The sequence below is a fragment of the Microbacterium oxydans genome (assembly GCF_900095745.1).
GTDB classification, from domain to species: Bacteria; Actinomycetota; Actinomycetes; order Actinomycetales; family Microbacteriaceae; genus Microbacterium; species Microbacterium oxydans_B.
Genome location: NZ_FMIR01000011.1, coordinates 62944 through 81390, shown reverse-complemented (window position 1 = coordinate 81390; position 18447 = coordinate 62944). Strand labels below are relative to the sequence as shown.

General features: G+C 69.7%; 17 protein-coding genes and 1 riboswitch. Of the genes, 3 read left to right on the top strand and 14 right to left on the bottom strand.

All coding sequences use genetic code 11. The features are described from left to right. Positions 1-462: 462 nt before the first annotated feature. Positions 463-1806 (top strand): CoA transferase, encoded by a 1344-nt coding sequence (locus BQ2383_RS05030; protein WP_244175896.1) that lies wholly within the window; start codon positions 463-465, stop codon positions 1804-1806. Here the strand turns inward: BQ2383_RS05030 and BQ2383_RS05025 are convergent. Genes BQ2383_RS05025 through BQ2383_RS05015 form a run of 3 tightly spaced genes read right to left on the bottom strand, consistent with a single transcriptional unit; the run spans position 1791 to position 4908 of the window. Further along, positions 1791-2585, bottom strand: a complete 795-nt coding sequence (locus BQ2383_RS05025; protein WP_091030479.1) for a DUF4184 family protein — start codon at positions 2583-2585, stop codon at positions 1791-1793. The genes BQ2383_RS05030 and BQ2383_RS05025 overlap by 16 nt on opposite strands. 28 nt (positions 2586-2613) lie before the next feature. Beyond that, positions 2614-3915, bottom strand: a complete 1302-nt coding sequence (gene tyrS / locus BQ2383_RS05020; protein ID WP_208617620.1) for a tyrosine--tRNA ligase — start codon at positions 3913-3915, stop codon at positions 2614-2616. A gap of 39 nt (positions 3916-3954) precedes the next feature. Next, positions 3955-4908: an aldo/keto reductase gene (locus BQ2383_RS05015; protein WP_091030474.1), complete on the bottom strand. Its 954-nt coding sequence runs from the start codon at positions 4906-4908 to the stop codon at positions 3955-3957. Positions 4909-4961: 53 nt separating this feature from the next. Here BQ2383_RS05015 and BQ2383_RS05010 point away from each other — a divergent pair, with 53 nt between their 5' ends. Then, positions 4962-5318: a MerR family transcriptional regulator gene (locus BQ2383_RS05010; RefSeq protein WP_091030470.1), complete on the top strand. Its 357-nt coding sequence runs from the start codon at positions 4962-4964 to the stop codon at positions 5316-5318. Positions 5319-5325: 7 nt separating this feature from the next. On the opposite strand, the gene BQ2383_RS05005 is transcribed toward BQ2383_RS05010, so the two are convergent. Further along, complete coding sequence (locus BQ2383_RS05005; RefSeq protein WP_091030468.1) at positions 5326-6153, bottom strand: hypothetical protein; 828 nt, start codon at positions 6151-6153, stop codon at positions 5326-5328. Further along, the gene (locus BQ2383_RS05000; protein ID WP_091030464.1) at positions 6150-6794 is read right to left on the bottom strand and encodes a SatD family protein; all 645 of its coding nucleotides are present in this window, start codon (positions 6792-6794) and stop codon (positions 6150-6152) included. The genes BQ2383_RS05005 and BQ2383_RS05000 overlap by 4 nt, the downstream gene beginning before the upstream one ends. 60 nt (positions 6795-6854) lie before the next feature. Here BQ2383_RS05000 and BQ2383_RS04995 point away from each other — a divergent pair, with 60 nt between their 5' ends. Continuing rightward, the gene (locus tag BQ2383_RS04995) at positions 6855-7439 is read left to right on the top strand and encodes a DUF1349 domain-containing protein (protein WP_091030462.1); all 585 of its coding nucleotides are present in this window, start codon (positions 6855-6857) and stop codon (positions 7437-7439) included. A gap of 30 nt (positions 7440-7469) precedes the next feature. Here the strand turns inward: BQ2383_RS04995 and argH are convergent, their stop codons facing one another. From argH to BQ2383_RS04950, 9 genes are all read right to left on the bottom strand, one after another. Then, positions 7470-8900 (bottom strand): argininosuccinate lyase, encoded by a 1431-nt coding sequence (gene argH / locus BQ2383_RS04990; protein WP_091030458.1) that lies wholly within the window; start codon positions 8898-8900, stop codon positions 7470-7472. After that, positions 8900-9829: an ornithine carbamoyltransferase gene (argF, locus tag BQ2383_RS04985; protein WP_091030455.1), complete on the bottom strand. Its 930-nt coding sequence runs from the start codon at positions 9827-9829 to the stop codon at positions 8900-8902. The genes argH and argF overlap by 1 nt, the downstream gene beginning before the upstream one ends. Next, positions 9826-11031 (bottom strand): acetylornithine transaminase, encoded by a 1206-nt coding sequence (locus BQ2383_RS04980; RefSeq protein ID WP_091030451.1) that lies wholly within the window; start codon positions 11029-11031, stop codon positions 9826-9828. The genes argF and BQ2383_RS04980 overlap by 4 nt, the downstream gene beginning before the upstream one ends. Further along, positions 11028-11945, bottom strand: coding sequence for an acetylglutamate kinase (gene argB / locus BQ2383_RS04975; RefSeq protein WP_091030447.1), 918 nt, complete (start codon positions 11943-11945; stop codon positions 11028-11030). Before argB ends, BQ2383_RS04980 begins: the two co-directional genes overlap by 4 nt. Then, positions 11942-13099, bottom strand: coding sequence for a bifunctional glutamate N-acetyltransferase/amino-acid acetyltransferase ArgJ (argJ, locus tag BQ2383_RS04970; protein ID WP_091030442.1), 1158 nt, complete (start codon positions 13097-13099; stop codon positions 11942-11944). Before argJ ends, argB begins: the two co-directional genes overlap by 4 nt. Continuing rightward, complete coding sequence (gene argC, locus BQ2383_RS04965; RefSeq protein ID WP_091030437.1) at positions 13096-14148, bottom strand: N-acetyl-gamma-glutamyl-phosphate reductase; 1053 nt, start codon at positions 14146-14148, stop codon at positions 13096-13098. Before argC ends, argJ begins: the two co-directional genes overlap by 4 nt. A 240-nt stretch (positions 14149-14388) precedes the next feature. After that, complete coding sequence (locus BQ2383_RS04960; RefSeq protein ID WP_091030433.1) at positions 14389-16539, bottom strand: bifunctional hydroxymethylpyrimidine kinase/phosphomethylpyrimidine kinase; 2151 nt, start codon at positions 16537-16539, stop codon at positions 14389-14391. Further along, entirely contained in the window at positions 16536-17381 is an 846-nt protein-coding gene (thiM, locus tag BQ2383_RS04955) for a hydroxyethylthiazole kinase (protein WP_091030508.1), read from the bottom strand. The genes BQ2383_RS04960 and thiM overlap by 4 nt, the downstream gene beginning before the upstream one ends. Beyond that, a riboswitch (TPP riboswitch) is annotated at positions 17372-17465 on the bottom strand. Its footprint overlaps the gene before it by 10 nt. A 6-nt stretch (positions 17466-17471) precedes the next feature. Beyond that, a complete protein-coding gene (locus BQ2383_RS04950) occupies positions 17472-18434 on the bottom strand; it encodes an NAD-dependent epimerase/dehydratase family protein (RefSeq protein WP_091030428.1) in 963 nt (320 codons plus the stop codon). Positions 18435-18447 lie beyond the last annotated feature (13 nt).

The following is an 18447-nucleotide window of genomic DNA, read 5'->3' as shown; positions in this document are numbered from 1 at the left end:
CCCACCGAAGTGGAGACGAGGATAATTTGGCATTTGACAAGTGCACGCTGTTGAGTTCTCAAGGATCGGATGCTCCCACGACCCAGCCATCACAGCCAGGCCCGCAGGGCAACTTCTCTATCTTACCCACCCTGTCCCGCTTGTCAAATCGGCGCGCCGTGCGAATCAGAGATCCGCAGCGCAGCTGATGACAGCCGCAGAAGAGGTGGATTCCCTATCCTAGACGCAAGCGCCTGATCTCTCAAGTGAGAGTGGATCGGGAGTGGTTCTCCGCTTGAGGGGGGTGAAGCTCTTGGCTCCTCCGCTTCCCTGTGGGGCGAACAAGTAATAAGTTACGGGGGTTCTGGGGTTCTGGCAAATCGGGGCGTACACCCCGGGCGTGTCGTGCAGGCACCCTCGGTGCTTTACTCCGGATCAGCCCTGATTTTCGCCGCCAGGAGCGCTCGAGAGTACGATCTGGCCATGCTCTCGCCCACCGATGATCCGACCATCAGTCCAGGGGCTGCTCTGCTCGATCGGGTCAGGATCCTGCTCGATCTCCCTCCCGTCGGTCCAGCGCTCGACACTCACGCGACGGTCCCGCTCCCCTCCAGGCTGGCGACCGCCGAGATCGCCTGGGCCAGCGTGGCCTCTGCCATGCTCGCCGCTGGGCTCTCTCCCACGGTCATCGACCCGCACCGCGTGGCCACCGCCTACCGGAGTGATCGAGTGCTCGCGATCGACGGCGTCGCTCCCCCGGTGTGGTCGCCCTACTCCGGCTTCTGGCGGACCACGGACGGATGGGTCAGGACCCATGGGAACTACCCGCATCACGCCGCCGCTCTGCGCACCGCACTCGGACTGCAGGATGACGCCGGCACCGATGCGGTCCACGCCGCGCTCGAGGAGCGAACCACGGCTGATGCCGTCGCGGCGATCACTCGGCTCGGTGGACTCGCCGTCGCCGTGTCCGCCGAGGACCCCGCCGCTGATCGAGCCCTCCGAGCGGCTCCGCTTCTCGAGGTCCGACACATCGCCACCTCCGCACGTCGCCACCCACACCACTCACGAGCGACGGCGCCGCAAGACGATCGTCTTCCCCTCGCCGGTATGCGCGTGCTCGACCTCACCCGCGTGATCGCCGGCCCTGTCTGCACCCGCACGCTCGCCCTCCTCGGCGCCGACGTGCTGCGAATCGACCCGCCGCATCTGCCCGAGCCCGAGTGGCAGCACCTCGACACCGGACACGGCAAGCGTTCGGCGCTCCTGGATGCGCGCACCGAGCGGATGCACGAACTGCTCGCGGCCGCCGATGCCGTGGTGCTCGGCCACCGCCCCGCCGCCCTGGACCGACTCGGCCTTCACCCGGTTGTGCTCGCCGAACGGTATCCGAATCTTGTCGTCGCCCAGCTCAGCGCCTGGGGTGTGGATCATCCCGATCGCGCGGGCTTCGACAGTCTCGTGCAGGCGGCATCCGGTATCGCGCTCATCGAGTCACCGGACGGGGACCGCCCCGGCACGCTTCCCGCCCAGGCGCTCGACCACAGCGCCGGGTACCTGCTGGCCGCTGCGGTGACCACGCTGCTGCAACGCCGCATGCGCGAGGGCGGGTCCTGGTACACCGGCACGTCGCTCCGTCGCATCGCCGCCGAACTGCTCGGGATGCCGCGCGACCGGGAACCGCACGGCGAAGTCGAGTTCGATATCCGCCCGCATCTGGCGCGGTTCGACGTCGACGGCACAGCGCTCGTGACCTCGCGACCGGCGATGACCGGTCTCGAATTCGACGCTCCGCACCCCTGGGGGTCGGATCAGCCGAGCTGGTGACGACGGCCGCGAACCGCCAGGATGACGCAGAGCACGAACGTGATCGCTCCCCAGAGTGCACATGCTGGAGGCAGCACGCGATAGGCCAGATGCTGGACGGTGAACTCCGCGTCGATCGGGCCGAACGCGATGATCCCCCAGACGAGCGCGGCGACCAGAATCACCGGAAGCGAGACCCACCACGCGATGCGCACTCCCTGCGGCAGCCACTGAGTCACACTCGTTCGCGCTTCCCGCCGACGCAGCCACAGCAGCGCCCAGACACCGATGATGAGCAGGCCGATCACGCTCGACCCGTGCTGGAGCCACTTGAATCCGGGCAGCGGACCCCACATCGCATCGAGCCCGGGGAGCAACTCCACGCCGACACGACCCTCATGCGTGAAGAGATCCCAGAGGATGTGCGAGGCCACGCCGATCAGGAATGACACCGCGAGAAGCACCGGGTACCAGCGCTTCTCCCCCACGCCGACGGCTCGACCCGCGGCCTCGACGCCGCCCTCGCTCCAGTCCTCCGGCAGCCGACGCGCCAGCCACAGCGGCGCGAGTTCCGGCACTGCGGGACGCAGGATCACACGCCAGATGAGGAAGAGGACGAACGCGAGCAGTGCCGTCCACAGGACGTTGCCGAACGTGTGGGTGAACGAGTAGTTCAGCCCGACACCGCGCACGAACAACGGCAGATCCGGCGTCATGGCACCGATCGCGATCGCCGCCGGCACCAGCGGCGTCCGGATGAACGGCAGCGCGACGAGCGCGTGACTGGGAGTGAAGGGCATCCGTCTCTGCTATCCGAAGAGCGAAAGCTCAGCCGAGGAACACGCCGGCAAGGGTCTTCTTGCCACGACGGACTACGGACACTCCCCCGGGCAGTGTCCCCTGGACCGTGGCAGTCTCGTCTTCGACGCGCTTGCCGTCGAGCGTGACACCGTTCTGCGCGATCGCCCGCCGCGCCTCGGAGATGCTCGGCACCAGCCCGGTCGCGACCAGGACCTCCACCACCGGGGTGCCGGCGGCGATGGTCGCGTTCGGGAGCTCTTCCAGCGCGGTGCGAAGCGTTGCCGCGTCCAGCGCGGTCAGATCACCCTGCCCGAACAGAGCCTCGGATGCCGCGATCACCGCCGCTGCCGCGTCGAGGCCGTGCACGGTCGCCACCACCTCGAGCGCGAGACGCTTCTGGGCGGCGCGTCGGAACGGCTCCGCCGCCACGAGTTCGGCGTACTCCTCGATCTCCGAGCGGCTCAGGAACGTGAAGACCTTCAGGCGGTCGACGACGTCGGAATCCGCGGTGCTCAGCCAGAACTGGTACATCCGGTACGGGCTGCACATCTCGGCGTCGAGCCAGATCGCATTGCCCTCGCTCTTGCCGAACTTCGTGCCGTCGCTGTTGGTGATCAGCGGCGTCCCGATCGCATGCACGGACGATCCCTCTGCGCGACGGATCAGATCCGTCCCGCTGGTGAGGTTGCCCCACTGGTCGGACCCACCCGTCTGCAACACGCAGTCGTACTGGCGGTAGAGCTCGAGGTAATCCATCCCCTGCAGGATCTGGTAGCTGAACTCGGTGTAGCTGATGCCCTCATCGGAGTTCAGCCGCGCGGCGACCGCATCCTTCTTGAGCATCGTGCCGACGCGGTAGTACTTGCCGATCTCCCGGAGGAAGTCGATCGCGCTCAGCGGCGCCGTCCAGTCGAGGTTGTTCACGATGCGGGCGGCGTTGTCACCCTCGAAACTGAGGTAGCGCTCGACCTGCGCACGCAGGCGCCCGACCCACTCCTCGACGGTCTCACGCGTGTTCAGTGTGCGTTCTGCCGTGGGGCGCGGATCGCCGATGAGTCCGGTGGACCCGCCGACCAGACCGAGAGGCTTGTGCCCGGCGAGCTGGATGCGACGCAGCGTGAGCAGCTGCACGAGGTTGCCCAGGTGCAGGCTCGGTGCCGTCGGGTCGAACCCGCAGTAATACGTGATGGGGTCTCCCGCGAGCAGGGCGCGCAGCGCCTCCTGGTCGGTGGACACCTGGACCAGGCCACGCCACACGAGTTCGTCCCACACGTTCTCGAACGCGGGGTCGATCGCCTGGGGTGCGGTCGTCAGATCGGGAGTTGACACGCGCTCCAGGCTATCAGCGCCGCGCACCGTCGAATCGCCTCACACCGGCTCGTCGAGGAGCGCGATCTCCTCGTCGGACAGGGTGATCGACGCGGCATCCATCGCGACATCCAGCTGAGCGAGCTTGCTGCCGCCGAGGATGGGACGGATGCCGCGCGCGAGCTGCCACGCCAGCACGATCTGCCCTCGGCCGACGCCCCGCGCCGCCGCGATCTCGTTCAGCACCGCGAGCCGACGCGCTGTCCCGGGGTGGTCATACACCTCGGGCACGGGCTTCGCCGGGTTGTCGTAGGCGCCGGAGAGCAACGGGGTGTACGCCCAGATCTCGATCCCGTTCGCCAGGGCGAAGTCCCGCTGCTCGTCGCTCAAGACGCCGAAGGGGTGCGCGACTCCGGGAGGACGCGTCCCCGGTCGCGTGCGCAGATAGGTGCTGTTCAACTGGAACGCGTCGATGGGAACGCTGCCGATGGACCTCGCATGCGCACGGGCGCGCTCGATGCGCCAGGCCGGGTGGTTGGAGGCACCGACTCGACTCACCGTCCCGTTGGCAGTGAGCGCCGCGAGGGCGTCCACTGTGTCCTCGATGGCGACCGTCCGATCCTCCTGGTGCAACCAGAGCAGGTCGACCCTGTCGACGCCCAGGCGTTCGAGGCTGCCCTCGAGAGCAGCTCGGATCGCCCGCGGAGCGAGCCCCGCCCGGTGCTCAGGCCAGGAGCCGGGCCACAGCGGCTCGGCACCGACCTTGGTCGAGATGCGGATCTGCGCTCGTGCATCCGGTCGCGCCGCCAGCCAGCGTCCGAGCACCTCTTCGGAGGCTCCCCCCTGCCCTGTCGCGCTCGTCCAGAAGCTGTAGCAGTCGGCGGTGTCGATCCAGATGCCGCCACGGTCGACGAAGCGGTCGAGCAGAGCGAAAGAGGTCTCCTCGTCGACGAGCGTGCCGAACGACATCGCTCCGAGGACGAGCGGGGATGCAAGGGTGTTCCGGTTGGTCATGACTTCACTGTGCAACCTGGAGCGCACTCCAGGTCAAGTCCTATGCTCGAGCCATGACCACGTACACGCCGGCGGAGACCGCTGCCCGCTCCGGATTCAGCATCGATACGCTCCGGTACTACGAGCGCGAGGGCATCCTTCCCGCGGTTTCGCGCACGGCCGGCGGGCATCGTGCGTACACCGATGTCGAGCTCGGACTTCTCGAGTTCCTCAAGTGCCTCCGCGAGACCGGCATGCCGGTGGAACGACTGCGCCGCTACGGCCGGCTCTGCCAGCGCGAAGACTCCATCCCGGAGCGGATAGCGCTTCTCGAAGAGCATGCGATGACGGTCGAGAGGCAGCTCGCCGAGGTCCTCGCACAGCAGCGGCGTCTCGCGGAGAAGCTGGACTGGTACCGATCGTTGGACTGAACCGCCGTCAGCTGTGCGCCGCCCACCAGACGAGGAAGGCGGCGCCGAGGGCGATGACCCAGCTGACAAGGCTGCCCACGAGGAAGTACTCGGCTCTGGCGCCGGTCTCGCCGTCGCGGGATATCTCCGGGAAGCGCACGATCCCCTTCGCCGCCAGCATCGCCGCGAGGATCGGATATGCGGCGGCGAGCGTGAGGATCAAGACGAGGATGCGTTCGAGCGGACCGATCAGTCGCCCGCCCTGGAAGCCGGCCCGCGGATCGGGGGCGGTCTCCCCCACAGGTATCGGGCCTGCTGTCGGTTCGGCGAGGGCCTGACGCTCCTCCGCGTCATCTGACGCGGCATCGGCGACGGTGGCGGGCTCGACGGCCCGTGCGGGCTCGACGATCTGCTCCGCGGGGCGCCAAGTGTGTTCCCCATCGAGAGCGGCGCGCACCACGAGGTTCGCGGACTCGAGGAGGAACGCCGACACCCCGAGCACCAGCATCGCGAGGTCGAACGTGGCCTCGCCGAACGGCGAACGCAGCTGCCACACCTCGCCGATGAGACCGGCCTGGGCGCGTGCGCCCATCGAGATCACGGCTCCGACGACGACGAGAGCGAGGACGACGGCGGGCCAGAAGCCGGCGCGCGACGCCCGCCCGTCGGGCATGCACCAGACCCAGAGCGCGCCGGACACGAGCGCGGCGATCATCGGCAGGAGAGCGTCGCTGACGCTGCCGAGCAGCAGCAGCACGATGGTCGCGGCCAGATATCCGATCCACCGCCGTGGGACGAACTGCCGCACGAGGTCTGCGGCTCCGATGGCGAGCAGGATGAATCCTGCGACGATCATGCCGACTCCCCTCTCAAAGCGTCGAGCCCCTCGATGAGCGCGGCGGATCCGGCGCGGCGCAGCGACTTCGAGACGCTCGGCTGGGAGATGCCCTCCTGGGCCGCGAGCTCCTGCTGCGAGCGTCCGACCAGGCGCCCGTAGGTGAGTCGCCGCTCGCGCGCGCTCATCGCGCCCACGAGCTCGTCACGCGCGAGCAGGTAGGCATTGGAGACTGCGATCGTCGACGCCATGACCTCATCCTGGCCCGGGGCTCCGACAATCCAGGTGCGCGTGCGCGGCACGGCGCGCTGCTCACGGGAGTGCACGGTCTCGATCGCGGCCCGCGCGGCGTACCAGCCGGGCCCGTCGGCGAGCTCGCCGTGCACGGAGGCGACGGCGCGCACCTCTCCCACGCCGATGCCGAATCGGAAGGCGATCCCTTCGGGCAGTCGCAGCTGGATCAGGAAGAGTGAGCGGAGCGCATCGCCGAGCTCTCGGTAGACGCCCTGCTGCTCGTCCCCTACCGTGGGCGTCAACGGTTGCGCCGCCAGCGGGAGGTCGCTCTCGGCCTGCGCGATGGTCTCGTCCAGCACGCGCTGCGCGGCGCCGCGGTCCCCGAGTTCACGGGAGCCCACGATGTCTGCGATCACAGCGATGACCATGCGATAACCTTATCAGGAATATTCCTAGATATATGCACTATGTGGTTATGGATTGGAAATATGCCTGATTCGAGCATTCTTGCCTGGTCCGAGGGAACCTGGACCCACGCCCCCGCCGCAGTCGACGACGTCGAACACCTCGACGTCACCGCCGTCGAAGGCAGTGACGCCTGGCGGCACACCGCCTACGGGTTCGTGCACGACACCGAACACGCCCTGCTCGCGCCGCTCGCCGTGGGCGAGGCGATGGAGGTGTCGTTCCGCGCGCCGTGGGAGGGCCAGTTCGACCAGGCCGGGGTCTTCGTACGCATCGACGATGAGCACTGGGTGAAGACCGGCGTCGAGTACGCCGACGACCACCTCGGGCTCGGTGCCGTGGTCACCGCCGGTGCGTCGGACTGGTCGGTCGGCTTCGTCGACGAGTGGCTCGAGAGGGAGATCACGGTGCGCGTCAGCCGCTGGGCGGATTCCGTGATCGTGCGGGCGCGCGCCGACGATGAGCCGTGGCGGCTCGTGCGCGTCGCTCCGTTCGACGGCCAGGCTGCGGCATCCGCCGGGCCCTTCCTCGCCGCCCCCACTCGTGCGGGTCTCACCGTGCGCTTCACCAAGTGGGTGCGGTCCGCGGCCGACGCCGAACTGCACTGAGCTCGACACGGCCGCCGACCGCGAGTCCGGCTACAGGCCGAGTGCGTGAGCGGCGGCCTGGGCCCGGGCGACCAGCTCGGCGCGCTGCTCGGCGACGCGGACCGGTGCGGTGCCGCCGACGCCGGTCCGAGACGCGACCGAACCCTCGATCGTGAGAACCTCACGCACCTCGGGTACGAGATGCGGCGACACCGACAGCAGCAGCTCGTCGGAAGCGTCTTCCAGCCCGATCCCCTGTTCCTCGCACGCGCGCACGAGCGCACCCGAGATCTCGTGGGCGTCGCGGAACGGCACCCGCCGCTTCACGAGCCATTCCGCGACATCGGTCGCGAGCGAGAAGCCCTGCGGTGCCAGCGCCGCCATCCGCTCGGTGTCGAAACGCAGCGTGGCGACCATCCCCGCGAAGGCGGGGAGCACGACTTCGAGCGTCTGCACCGAATCGAAGACCGGCTCCTTGTCCTCCTGCAGATCGCGGTTGTACGCGAGCGGGAGTCCCTTGAGCGTGGCGAGCAATCCCGAGAGGTTGCCGATGAGACGGCCCGACTTGCCTCGGGCGAGTTCGGCGATGTCGGGGTTCTTCTTCTGCGGCATGATGCTCGACCCCGTCGAGTAGCCGTCGTCGAGGGTGACGAAACCGAACTCGCGGGTGTTCCAGAGGATGATCTCCTCGGAGAGCCGCGAGAGGTCGACTCCGGTCATCGCCGTGATGAACGCGAACTCCGCCACCACATCGCGGGCGGCCGTGCCGTCGAGAGAGTTCTCGGCCGGACGATCGAGGCCGAGCTCGGTCGCGACGAGCGCGGGGTCGAGACCGAGCGTGGAACCGGCCAGTGCTCCCCCGCCGTAGGGCGAGACACCGGCGCGACGGCGCCAGTCCACGAGGCGTTCGAGCTCGCGCACCAGCGGCCAGCCGTGTGCCTGCAGGTGGTGGGCGAGGAGCACGGGCTGCGCATGCTGCAGATGCGTGCGCCCGGGGAGGATGGCATCGGGGTGCGCCTCGGCCTGGGCGACCAGCGCGTCGATCACCCGCAGGATGTCGCGGGCAATCACCCGCGCGTGGTCGATCAGGTACATGCGCACCAGCGTCGCGATCTGGTCGTTGCGGCTCCGGCCGGCACGCAGGCGGCCTCCGAGCTCGGGGCCGAGCTCGGCGATCAGTGCCTGCTCGAGGGCGCCGTGCACGTCCTCATCGGTGGGCACCGGGCGCAGAGTGCCGTCGGCCACCTTGCGCGCCACGGCATCCAGCCCGTCGTGCATCCGCCGAGCCTCATCAGGCTCGAGATACCCGGCCGCCTCGAGCGCCGTGGCATGTGCATGCGAGCCGGCGATGTCGTACGGCGCGAGGATCCAGTCGAAGTGCGTGGAGCGGCTGAGCTCCACCAACTCGGGCGACGGCCCGGTGGCGAAGCGGGCACCCCAGAGCGCGCCCTCGTTGGTGCCTTCGTGCGTCGAGTCGGTCATCAGGCGTCCTTCTTGCCGAGCAGCCAGACCAGGAGCGCCTTCTGCGCGTGCAGTCGGTTCTCGGCCTCGTCCCAGACCACACTCTGCGGCCCGTCGATGACGGTGGAGTCGACCTCGTAGCCGCGGTCGGCGGGGAGGCAGTGGATGAAGATCGCCTCGGGATCCGCGAGGGTCATCGTCTCGGGCGTGACCTTGTAGCCGCCGAGATCACGGATGCGCGCGAGCTTCTCCTCCTCCTTGCCCATCGACACCCAGGTGTCGGTGACGACGACGTCGGCACCCGCTGCAGCCTCCACCGGATCGGTGTACAGCGTGATCGAACCACCGGTCTCGGCGGCACGGCGGTCCGCAGCCTCGATGACATCCGCCCGCGGCGCGTAGTCCTCGGGCGACGCGATGCGCACGTGCATGCCCGCCGTCACGCCCGCGAGCGCGTAGGAGTGCGCCATGTTGCTCTGCCCATCACCGAAGAACGTGAGCGTGAGCCCCTTCAGCGCGCCCTTGTGCTCACGGATCGTCAGCAGGTCGGCCAGCAGCTGGCACGGGTGGAAGTCGTCCGAGAGCGCGTTGATCACGGGGACACGCGTGCCGGCCGCCATCTCCTCGAGCCCGGACTGCGCGTAGGTGCGCCACACGATGGCCGCGACCTGGCGCTCGAGCACCCGCGCGGTGTCGGAGGGCGTCTCCTTGCCGCCGAGCTGGCTGCTCGCGGTCGTGATGATGAGGGGCGACCCGCCGAGATCGGCGATGCCCACCGCGAACGAGACGCGGGTGCGCGTGGAGGACTTGTCGAAGATCACCGCGACGGTCTGTGGACCCGCGAGGCTCTTGTCGGCCCACCGATCCTTCTTCAGCTCGATGGCGAGATCGAGGATCTCGGCCTGCTCGGCGGGCGTCAGGTCGTCGTCACGCAGCAGGTGGCGGGTCATGCGGATACCTTTCCGGCAACGGAGGCCTGGACGTCGGCGAGAGCGGCGGTGAAGAGCTCGCGGAACTCGGCGAGCTCGGCGTCGCCGATCGTGAGAGCCGGTGCGATGCGCACGGTCTCGGGATTGGCGGCGTTCACGATCAGACCGCGCTCCTGCGCGGCGGCGACGACGGCACCGGCGACCGGTTCGGTCAGCGCGACGCCGACCAGCAGTCCGCGTCCGCGCACACCGTCGATCAGCGGGGATTCGATGCCGAGCAGGATCTCGCGCAGCTCCGCACCGCGGCGAGCCGCATTCTCCACCAGTCCCGCGCTCTCGATCTCGGTGAGCACCGCATCCGCGACCGCGGTCGCGAGCGGGTTGCCTCCGAAGGTGGAGCCGTGCGACCCCGGGGTGAACAGCGAGCTGGCCGCCCCATAGGTGACCAGGGCTCCGATCGGGAAGCCGCCGCCGATGCCCTTCGCGAGGGTGATGGCATCGGGCGTGATGCCCTCATGGCTGAAGCCGAACCACGCGCCGGTGCGACCAGCGCCGGTCTGGATCTCGTCCAGGATGAGCAGCGCCCCGTGCGCGAGTGTCAGCGAGCGGGCGGCCGCGAGGTAGCCCTCCGGCAGCTCGACGACACCGGCCTCGCCCTGGATCGGCTCGACGATGATGGCGGCGACACGGTCGTCCATCGCCGCCTCCAGCGCCTCGATCGTGGCGGGGATGTGCTCGACGCCCGCAGGCATCGGCTCGAACGGCGCCCGCATCGACACCTTCGCGGTCAGTGCGAGCGACCCCATGGTGCGGCCGTGGAAGCCGTTTTCGAGAGCGAGGATGCGCGGGCGCTCGGTGCCGCCGTGCAGGCGGGCGAGCTTGAACGCGGCCTCGTTGGCCTCGGCACCCGAGTTCGAGAAGAACACCCGACCGTCGAGACCGGCACCGGCCAAGCGCTTGAGTCGCGCGGCGAGGGCGAGCTGCGGCGGCGTCGCGAAGTAGTTCGACACGTGCGCGAGCGTGGCCGCCTGCTTCGAGACAGCTTCCACGAAGACCGGGTGCGCGTGCCCGAGAGAGGTGACCGCGACGCCGGCCAGGAAGTCGAGGTGGCGTCGGCCGTCGGCGTCCCAGACGTGCGAGCCCTCGCCACGGACCAGCATCGCAAGCCGGTCCCCTGCGTTGAGCACGAGATCGCGTGCCGCGTCGTCCTGCCAGACGGTCATGCCGTCACCTCATTCTTTCCCAGGACCACTTCGGTCCCGATTCCCTTGCTGGTGAAAAGTTCGACGAGTACCGAATGCGGCACTCGGCCGTCGATGATCGCTGCCGCATCGACGCCACCCTCGACCGCGTCGAGGCAGGCCCGCATCTTCGGGATCATCCCCGATTCGAGCTTCGGCAGCATCTCGATGAGGGCTTCCGACGTGAGGTGCGAGACGAGCGAGTCGCGGTTCGGCCAGTCGGCATAGAGACCCGGTACATCCGTGAGGATCACGAGCTTGCGCGCGTTCAGCGACACCGCGAGTGCGGCGGCTGCGGCATCCGCGTTGACGTTGAGCGACTGACCCGGGTGATCGAGGTCGGGCGCGATGCTCGACACGACCGGGATGCGGCCGGCGGCGAGGTGATCGAGCACGGGGGTCGGATCGACCTCCACGACATCGCCGACACGGCCGAGGTCGACCTCTTCGCCGTCGATCACGACACCGCGACGGCGTCCGCCGAAGAGACCCGCATCCTCCCCGCTGAGACCGGTCGCGATCGGCCCGTGGGAGTTGATCTTGGTCACGAGCTGCGGGTTGACCTGACCGGTGAGCACCATGCGCACGACGCTGATCGCCTCGGTGTTGGTGACGCGGTAGCCGCCCTTGAACTCGCTGGGGATCTCAAGCCGCTGCAGCATGTTCGAGATCTGCGGGCCACCCCCGTGCACGACGACCGGCAGCACTCCGACGTAGCGGAGGTAGGCGATGTCCTGCGCGAACGCGTCCTGCAGCTCCTCCGACACCATCGCGTTTCCGCCGTATTTGATGACGACGATCTGGTCGCGGAACTTCTTCAGCCACGGCAGCGACTCGATGAGGGTGGTGGCCTTCTGCGCGGCGACCTCGGCGGGAGTGTCCTGGATGTCGGTCATGAGGCGTACGCGCTGTTCTCGTGCACGTAGTCGTGGGTGAGGTCGTTCGTGAGCACTGTGGCCGTGTGATCCCCGACCTTGAGATCGATCACGAGGTGCGTGGCGCGCGGCGTCAGGTCGACCTCTTCGCGGGGGCGATCCGGGCCGCCCTCCGTGCAGACGCGCACGCCGTTCATCCACACGTCCACGTCGTACGGGTCGAACTGCGCGCTCGTGGTGCCGATCGCGGCCAGCACTCGACCCCAGTTCGGGTCGTTTCCGAAGATCGCGGCTTTGAAGAGGTTGTTGCGCGCGACCGACCGGCCGACCTCGACCGCGTCCTGCTCGGACACCGCGTGCTGCACCTCGATGGTGATGTCGTGACTGGCGCCCTCGGCGTCGCCCTGAAGCTTGACCGCCAGCTCCTGCGACAGCTCGGTCAGTGCGGCGGCGAACTCGTCGAGGTCCGGGACGACTCCGGATGCGCCATTGGCCAGCAGCGTCACCTGATCGTTCGTCGACATGCACCCGTCGGAGTCGAGCCGGTCGAAGGTCTGCCCGGTCGCGCGGCGCAGCGCCTCGTCGGCCTGCAGCGGTTCGAGGACCGCGTCGGTCGTGATCACCACGAGCATCGTGGCGAGCCCTGGCGCGAGCATTCCCGCGCCCTTCGCCATGCCTCCGATCGTCCAGCCGTCGCGGCTGATCACCGCGGTCTTCGCGACCGTGTCGGTGGTCATGATGGCCTGCGCGGCAGCGTCGCCTCCGTCGGTGCTGAGTGCGGCGATCGCCTGCTCCGTGCCGGCGAGCACCCGCTGCCGGAATGTCTCGTCGCCGGTGCCGATGAGTCCGGTCGAGCAGATCAGCACGTCACCGGCGCTCACGCCGAGGAGCTCGGCGGCCTTCTCGGCGGTCTGGTGCGTGGTCTGGAACCCGAAGGCCCCGGTGAAGCAGTTCGCCCCGCCGGAGTTGAGCACCACGGCCTCGACGATGCGGTCGGCGACGGCCTGCTGCGACCAGATGATCGGGTTCGCCTTGGCGCGGTTGCTGGTGAAGACGGCCGCGCCGACCTTGCGCGGTCCCCGGTTGACGACGACGGCGACATCGGGCTTGCCGGTGGACTTCAGGCCTGCGGCGACTCCCGCCGCCTCGAATCCTGCGGGGGCGGTGACGCTCACGGCGCGACTCCGTTCACTGAGAGGGCGCGGTTCTCGGGAAGACCCAGCGCGATGTTCATGGACTGGATGGCAGCGCCGGCGGTGCCCTTGACGAGGTTGTCGACCGCGGTGACCACCGTGACCCGGTTGGCTGCGCGATCGATCGCGAGGCCGATGAGCGCGGTGTTGGCTCCGAGCACGTCGGCCGTGCGCGGGAACCGCCCCTCGGGCAGCAGCTGCACGAACGTCTCGTCGCCGTAGGCGCTCTGCCAGGCGTCGCGGATCTGCGCATCGGTCGCACCGTCGACGATCGGCGCCGTCGAGGTGGCCAGGATTCCCCGCGACATCGGGACGAGCACCGGGGTGAACGAGATGCGGATGCTCGCGGCATCCGCCCCGGACGCCGCGGCGAGCGCCTGGCGGATCTCGGGGATGTGCCGGTGGGTTCCGCCGACCGCGTAGGGGTTCGCGGTGCCGAGGATCTCGCTGCCGAGGAGGTTGGTCTTCAGGCTCTTGCCGGCTCCGGACGGGCCGACGGCCAGCACCGAGACGATGTCGGCGGGGTCGATGACTCCGGCCGCGACCCCCGGGGCGAGGCTGAGGCTCACCGTGGAGGCGTTGCAGCCCGGGGCAGCGATGCGCGTCGCCCCACGGAGGTGCTCGCGCTGCTTCACGCCGTCGACCAGAAGCTCGGGGACACCGTATGTCCACGGCTCGTGGAAGGCGCCGCCGTAGAACGCGTCCCATGCCGACGCCGACGTGAGCCGGTGATCGGCGCCCGCGTCGATCACGAGGGGCGCGTCACCCAGAGCGTCGGTGTACTGCCCCGACTGCCCGTGCGGAAGCGCGAGGAACACGATGTCGTGGCCGGAGAGGATCTCCGGCGTCGTGTCCTGCAGGGTGAGGTGCGCGAGCGAGCGCAGATGCGGCTGGTGGTCGACGAGAGGCTGTCCGGCGTTCGAATGCGCCGTGACGGTGCGGATCTCCATGTCGGGATGGTCGGCCAGGAGGCGTAGGATCTCGCCGCCTGCGTAGCCGGATGCGCCGGAGACGGCGACGGAATACGTCATGCTTCTACCTTAACGGTCGGGTCCTTCCTCGAAAGGAGGACCGGGGGCGGGGCCGGAGGCGGCGACACCGGCTCTCGACCGCCGCGCGGGCGCAGGCAGGAGGGCGGGGTCGCCTACAGTCGGCGGCCGCGGCGTCGGCGCACAGCGATGACGCTCGGAGCGAGCGTCGAAGAAGCGGTGGCGGCCGAAGGCATGACGCGACAGTAGCGCGGCCCCGGCAGCCACCGCAAATCCGGACCGTCATCCGCGGGGCGGCGACTCCAGCGGAGCGGCGAAGAAGGCACGCTCATGCACGCTCGATGACACGAACGCCCGCCGCATCCTCGTCCTGGTGTCGTCATCCGCCGCCGCAGCGGCCGCGGTCGCGTAGCCGATCGCCGTGCGGGTCGCCTCCTCGAAGGCGGGATCGGCGTAGGTCGTGAGCCAGGACGCATAGGGGTGCTGCGAATCGGTCGCGTATTCACCGAACTCTCCCGCGTGCAGGCGCCGGCCGAGATCGGTGTAGAGCCAGAAGCACGGGAGCACGGCGGCGACGATCTCGGCGTAGTCGCCGCCGAAGGCCACGGACCGCAGGTGATCGAGGTACGCCGTCGTCGCCGACGAGGGCTCCGCCGCGAACGTCGCCGCGCTCACCCCCTGCGACGGGGTCAGCCACGACGCGTGCAGTTCGAGCTCGCCGACGATCGAACCGTGGGCGGAGTCCGCCCAGAACGCCTGCTCGGCCGAGGTCGGCGCGAGGCGGGCGGCTTCGGCCAGCACCCGGGCATAGTCGCGCAGATACAGCGCGTCCTGGGCGAGGTACGACAGGAACGGCGCGCGCTCGAGAGAGCCGTCGGCGAGCGCGCGGATGAACGGCAGCTCGTCGATCCCCGCGCGGATGCCGGCGATCTCCTGCCACCAGTCCGCGGCGATGTCGGTCGACCCCGGTCGCGTCGCCGTGCCACCACGCTCCCAGAGCCCGGCGAAATGGCTGATCGGTCCGTGTCCGCGCCCCACGCGCAGCCCGTCCCCCGCGCGGAGGGATTCGCGCAGCCAGGCGCGTGCCGCGCGCACCGCCTCCTCGGGCTCATTGCCCTGCGCCAGCAGCGTGGCCAGGGCCGAAGAGAGCGAGCAGCCCGTGCCGTGCGTGCTCGACGTCGCGATGCGCGGCCCGGTGAACTCCTGACGCAGCCCGCGCCGCGCGTCGACCAAGGCGTCCGGGGCCTCGTCGCCTGTGAGGTGACCGCCCTTGACGAGCACGGCGGCACCGATCTCGGCCGACAGCTCCTCGGCGGCGACGATGCCGTCCGCCCAGTCGACGATGTCACGGCCGGACAGCACCGCGAGCTCGGCGAGATTCGGGGTGATCAGCGTCGCGCGGCCGAGCAGACCGCGCAGCTCCGCCTCGGCATCCGGCGACAGGAGCCGGTCCCCCGAGGTCGCGACCATGACCGGATCGAGCACGACGACAGGCGGACGCACCCGGTCGAGCCACTCGCCCACCGCGCGGATCACCTCGGTCTCGGCGAGCATCCCGATCTTCACCGCGTCGATCACGATGTCGTCCGACACCGCGTCGAGCTGCGCGCGGAGGAAGTCCACCGGCGGCACATGCACCGCCCGCACACCCTGTGTGTTCTGCGCGGTCAGCGCCGTGAGGACGGCCATGCCGTACCCGCCGTTCGCGGCGATGGACTTGAGGTCGGCCTGGACGCCCGCTCCTCCCGATGGGTCGCTCCCCGCGATGCTGAGCACGCGCGGCACGGAGCCCGCGAGCCACCGTCGCCGGAATTCGCGGGCGGCCTCGGCGGGATCGTCGGCCGCGCACAGTGCCGAGACCACGGCGAGCCCGGCAGCGCCGGCCTCACGAAGCGCCTCGGTGTCGTCGATGCCGACGCCACCGATCGCCATGCACGGGAGCGGGCTGCGCGTCACGAAGTCACGGAACCCGTCCACGCCGAGGGGCTCGGGGTGATCCGGCTTGGTCGAGGTCGGACGGATCACCCCGACGCCGAGATAGTCGACGGTGCCGGCAGGCAACGCGAGAACCGCGTCGAGGTGCGCTGCACTGTTCGCGGTGAGGCCGATCAGCGCATCCGGCCCGAGAGCCTCGCGCGCCCGCAGCACCGACGCGTCCCCCTGCCCCAGGTGCACGCCGTCGACGCGTGCACCGCGGGCGCGGGCGGCGATGGCGGCATCCAGTCGGTCGTTCACGACGAGCAGTGCGCGTCCGTCGATGGCCTGCGACAGGGCAAGCAGCTGCTCGGCCGTCTCGGCATCGGATGCGGTCTTGTCGCGGAGCTGCACGATGCGCACGCCCCCGTCGACGGCACGGCGGACGGTATCGACGACGCCGCGGTCTCCGCAGAGCGTGGGATCGGTGACCAGGTAGAGGGAGAGATCGGCGTTCACAGCGCCCCCACCTCCACACGGGCGTCCGCGATCACGTCGGCGGGGCCCACGGTGGCGAGGGCGTCCAACAGCGCCACGGCGAAGCTGCCGGGGCCGGTCGCGATCGCGGCGGCGCGCTCGGCCGCGATCGTGTACACGAGGCTCGCGGCGGCGACGGCCGTGAGCGCGTCGTGCTCGGTGTTCCGCGCGGCACCGAGGAATGCCGCCATCACCGCCCCGAGAGCGCAGCCCCCGCCGGTGACCTTGGTCAGCAGCTCGTGCCCGTTCGCGAGGCGCAGCACCCGCTCCCCATCGGTGAGGAAGTCGATCGGACCAGACACGGCGATCACGGCACCCGTCCGTCGCGCGAGAGCAGCGGCCGCGTCGGCTGCGCTATCCGTGCTGTCGGTGGCATCCACTCCGCGACCACCGGCGCTGAGGCCGGCGAGCGCGAGGATTTCCGAAGCGTTGCCGCGGATCGCCGTCGGACGCTGCTCCGCCAGCCGGTGCGCCAAGGCGGTGCGGATCGGCAGTGCCCCGATCGCGACCGGATCGAGCACCCATGGGGTTCCGGATGCCGCGGCCCCGGCGACGGCCTCGAGGCTCGCCGCGCGCTGCTCGGGGGTGGGCGTCCCCAGGTTGATCAGCACACCGGAGGCGACACCGGCGAACATCTCGGCCTCTCCGACGATGTCGACCATGGCGGGCGCAGCGCCGAGCGCGAGCAGTACGTTGGCGGTGAACCCGGTGACGACCGTGTTGGTGATGCAATGGGTCAACGGTGGCGTCTCGCGCAGCACCCCCCACAGGGCCGCGGCGGCGGGGAGATCGGTGGTGGAATCAGGACGCAGAAGATCGCTCATCGCGACATCCCTTCGCTAGTACGAACTAGATCAGGTTCGACGGGTCTGTTCTCAGCCGCGGATGCGGCACCCCGTGTCACTGCTCGCAGTCTAGCGATCGGCCAGCAGAGCCGACTCCTCCGCCCGCGTGAGTCCGGCACGGCGGTCGCGGTCGATGCCGCGCGCCCGCTCATCGGCCACGACGGCTCGGATGGTGTCGGTCAGAGGGCGCAGCCGACCACCCGCTTCGCGGTACGCCGAGTTCGACCGGGTCATGAAGCCCGTCATCTCCGGCGGCAGCCACAGCGGTAGTGATCTCGGTCCCGCCCAGTGCGCGACCTCGCGTGCGACGAGCCACTCCTCCTCGGCGACGACGGTCTCGCCGGTCTGGCCTGCTGCCGCGCGAACCGCCTGCAGCACGTCGCCGAGGGAATGCCCGTCCCCGATGGCGTTGACCGGCCCGCTCCTGGTCGTCGCGACGAGGAAGTCAGCGAGGTCGTCCACGTCGATCACCTGGGCGCTCCTCCCCTCGAGCGGCGGCAGCAGCACCGGCCCGATACCCGCCCGTGCGAAGGCGGCTGCCCAATACCCGAATCGATCGCTCGGGTCGCCGTCGCCCACGATGAGCCCGGGTCGCACGATGAGCGCACGATCGCCCAGGGCACCCACGGCGTCTTCCGCTGCCGCCTTCTGCGCCCCGTACTCGTACTCGTCACCGGGTCGGGCGGGCGGATGCCGCGGAGCCGACTCGTCCGCACCGACCGTCTCGTCGTCGGAGTAGACCGACATGGAGGACACGTAGGTCCATCGCGCGGCTCGCTCTCCGAGAGCGTCGACGGCCGCTACGGCGTGAGACGCCTGCGACGAGATATCCACCACGTGGTCCCAGTCCCGTCGGGCGAGCTCGGTGTACGCCGCGGGATCGTCGCGGTCGCCACGCACGAGCACGGCCCCGTCGGGCGCAGGCCTCCCGCCGCGGGCGAGACAGGTCACCATCGCTCCCGCATCCCGCCATCGGCGAGCGATGCGCCCGGAGAGCCAGCCCGTTCCCCCGAGGATCAACACGTCGGTCATGGACCCATGTCAC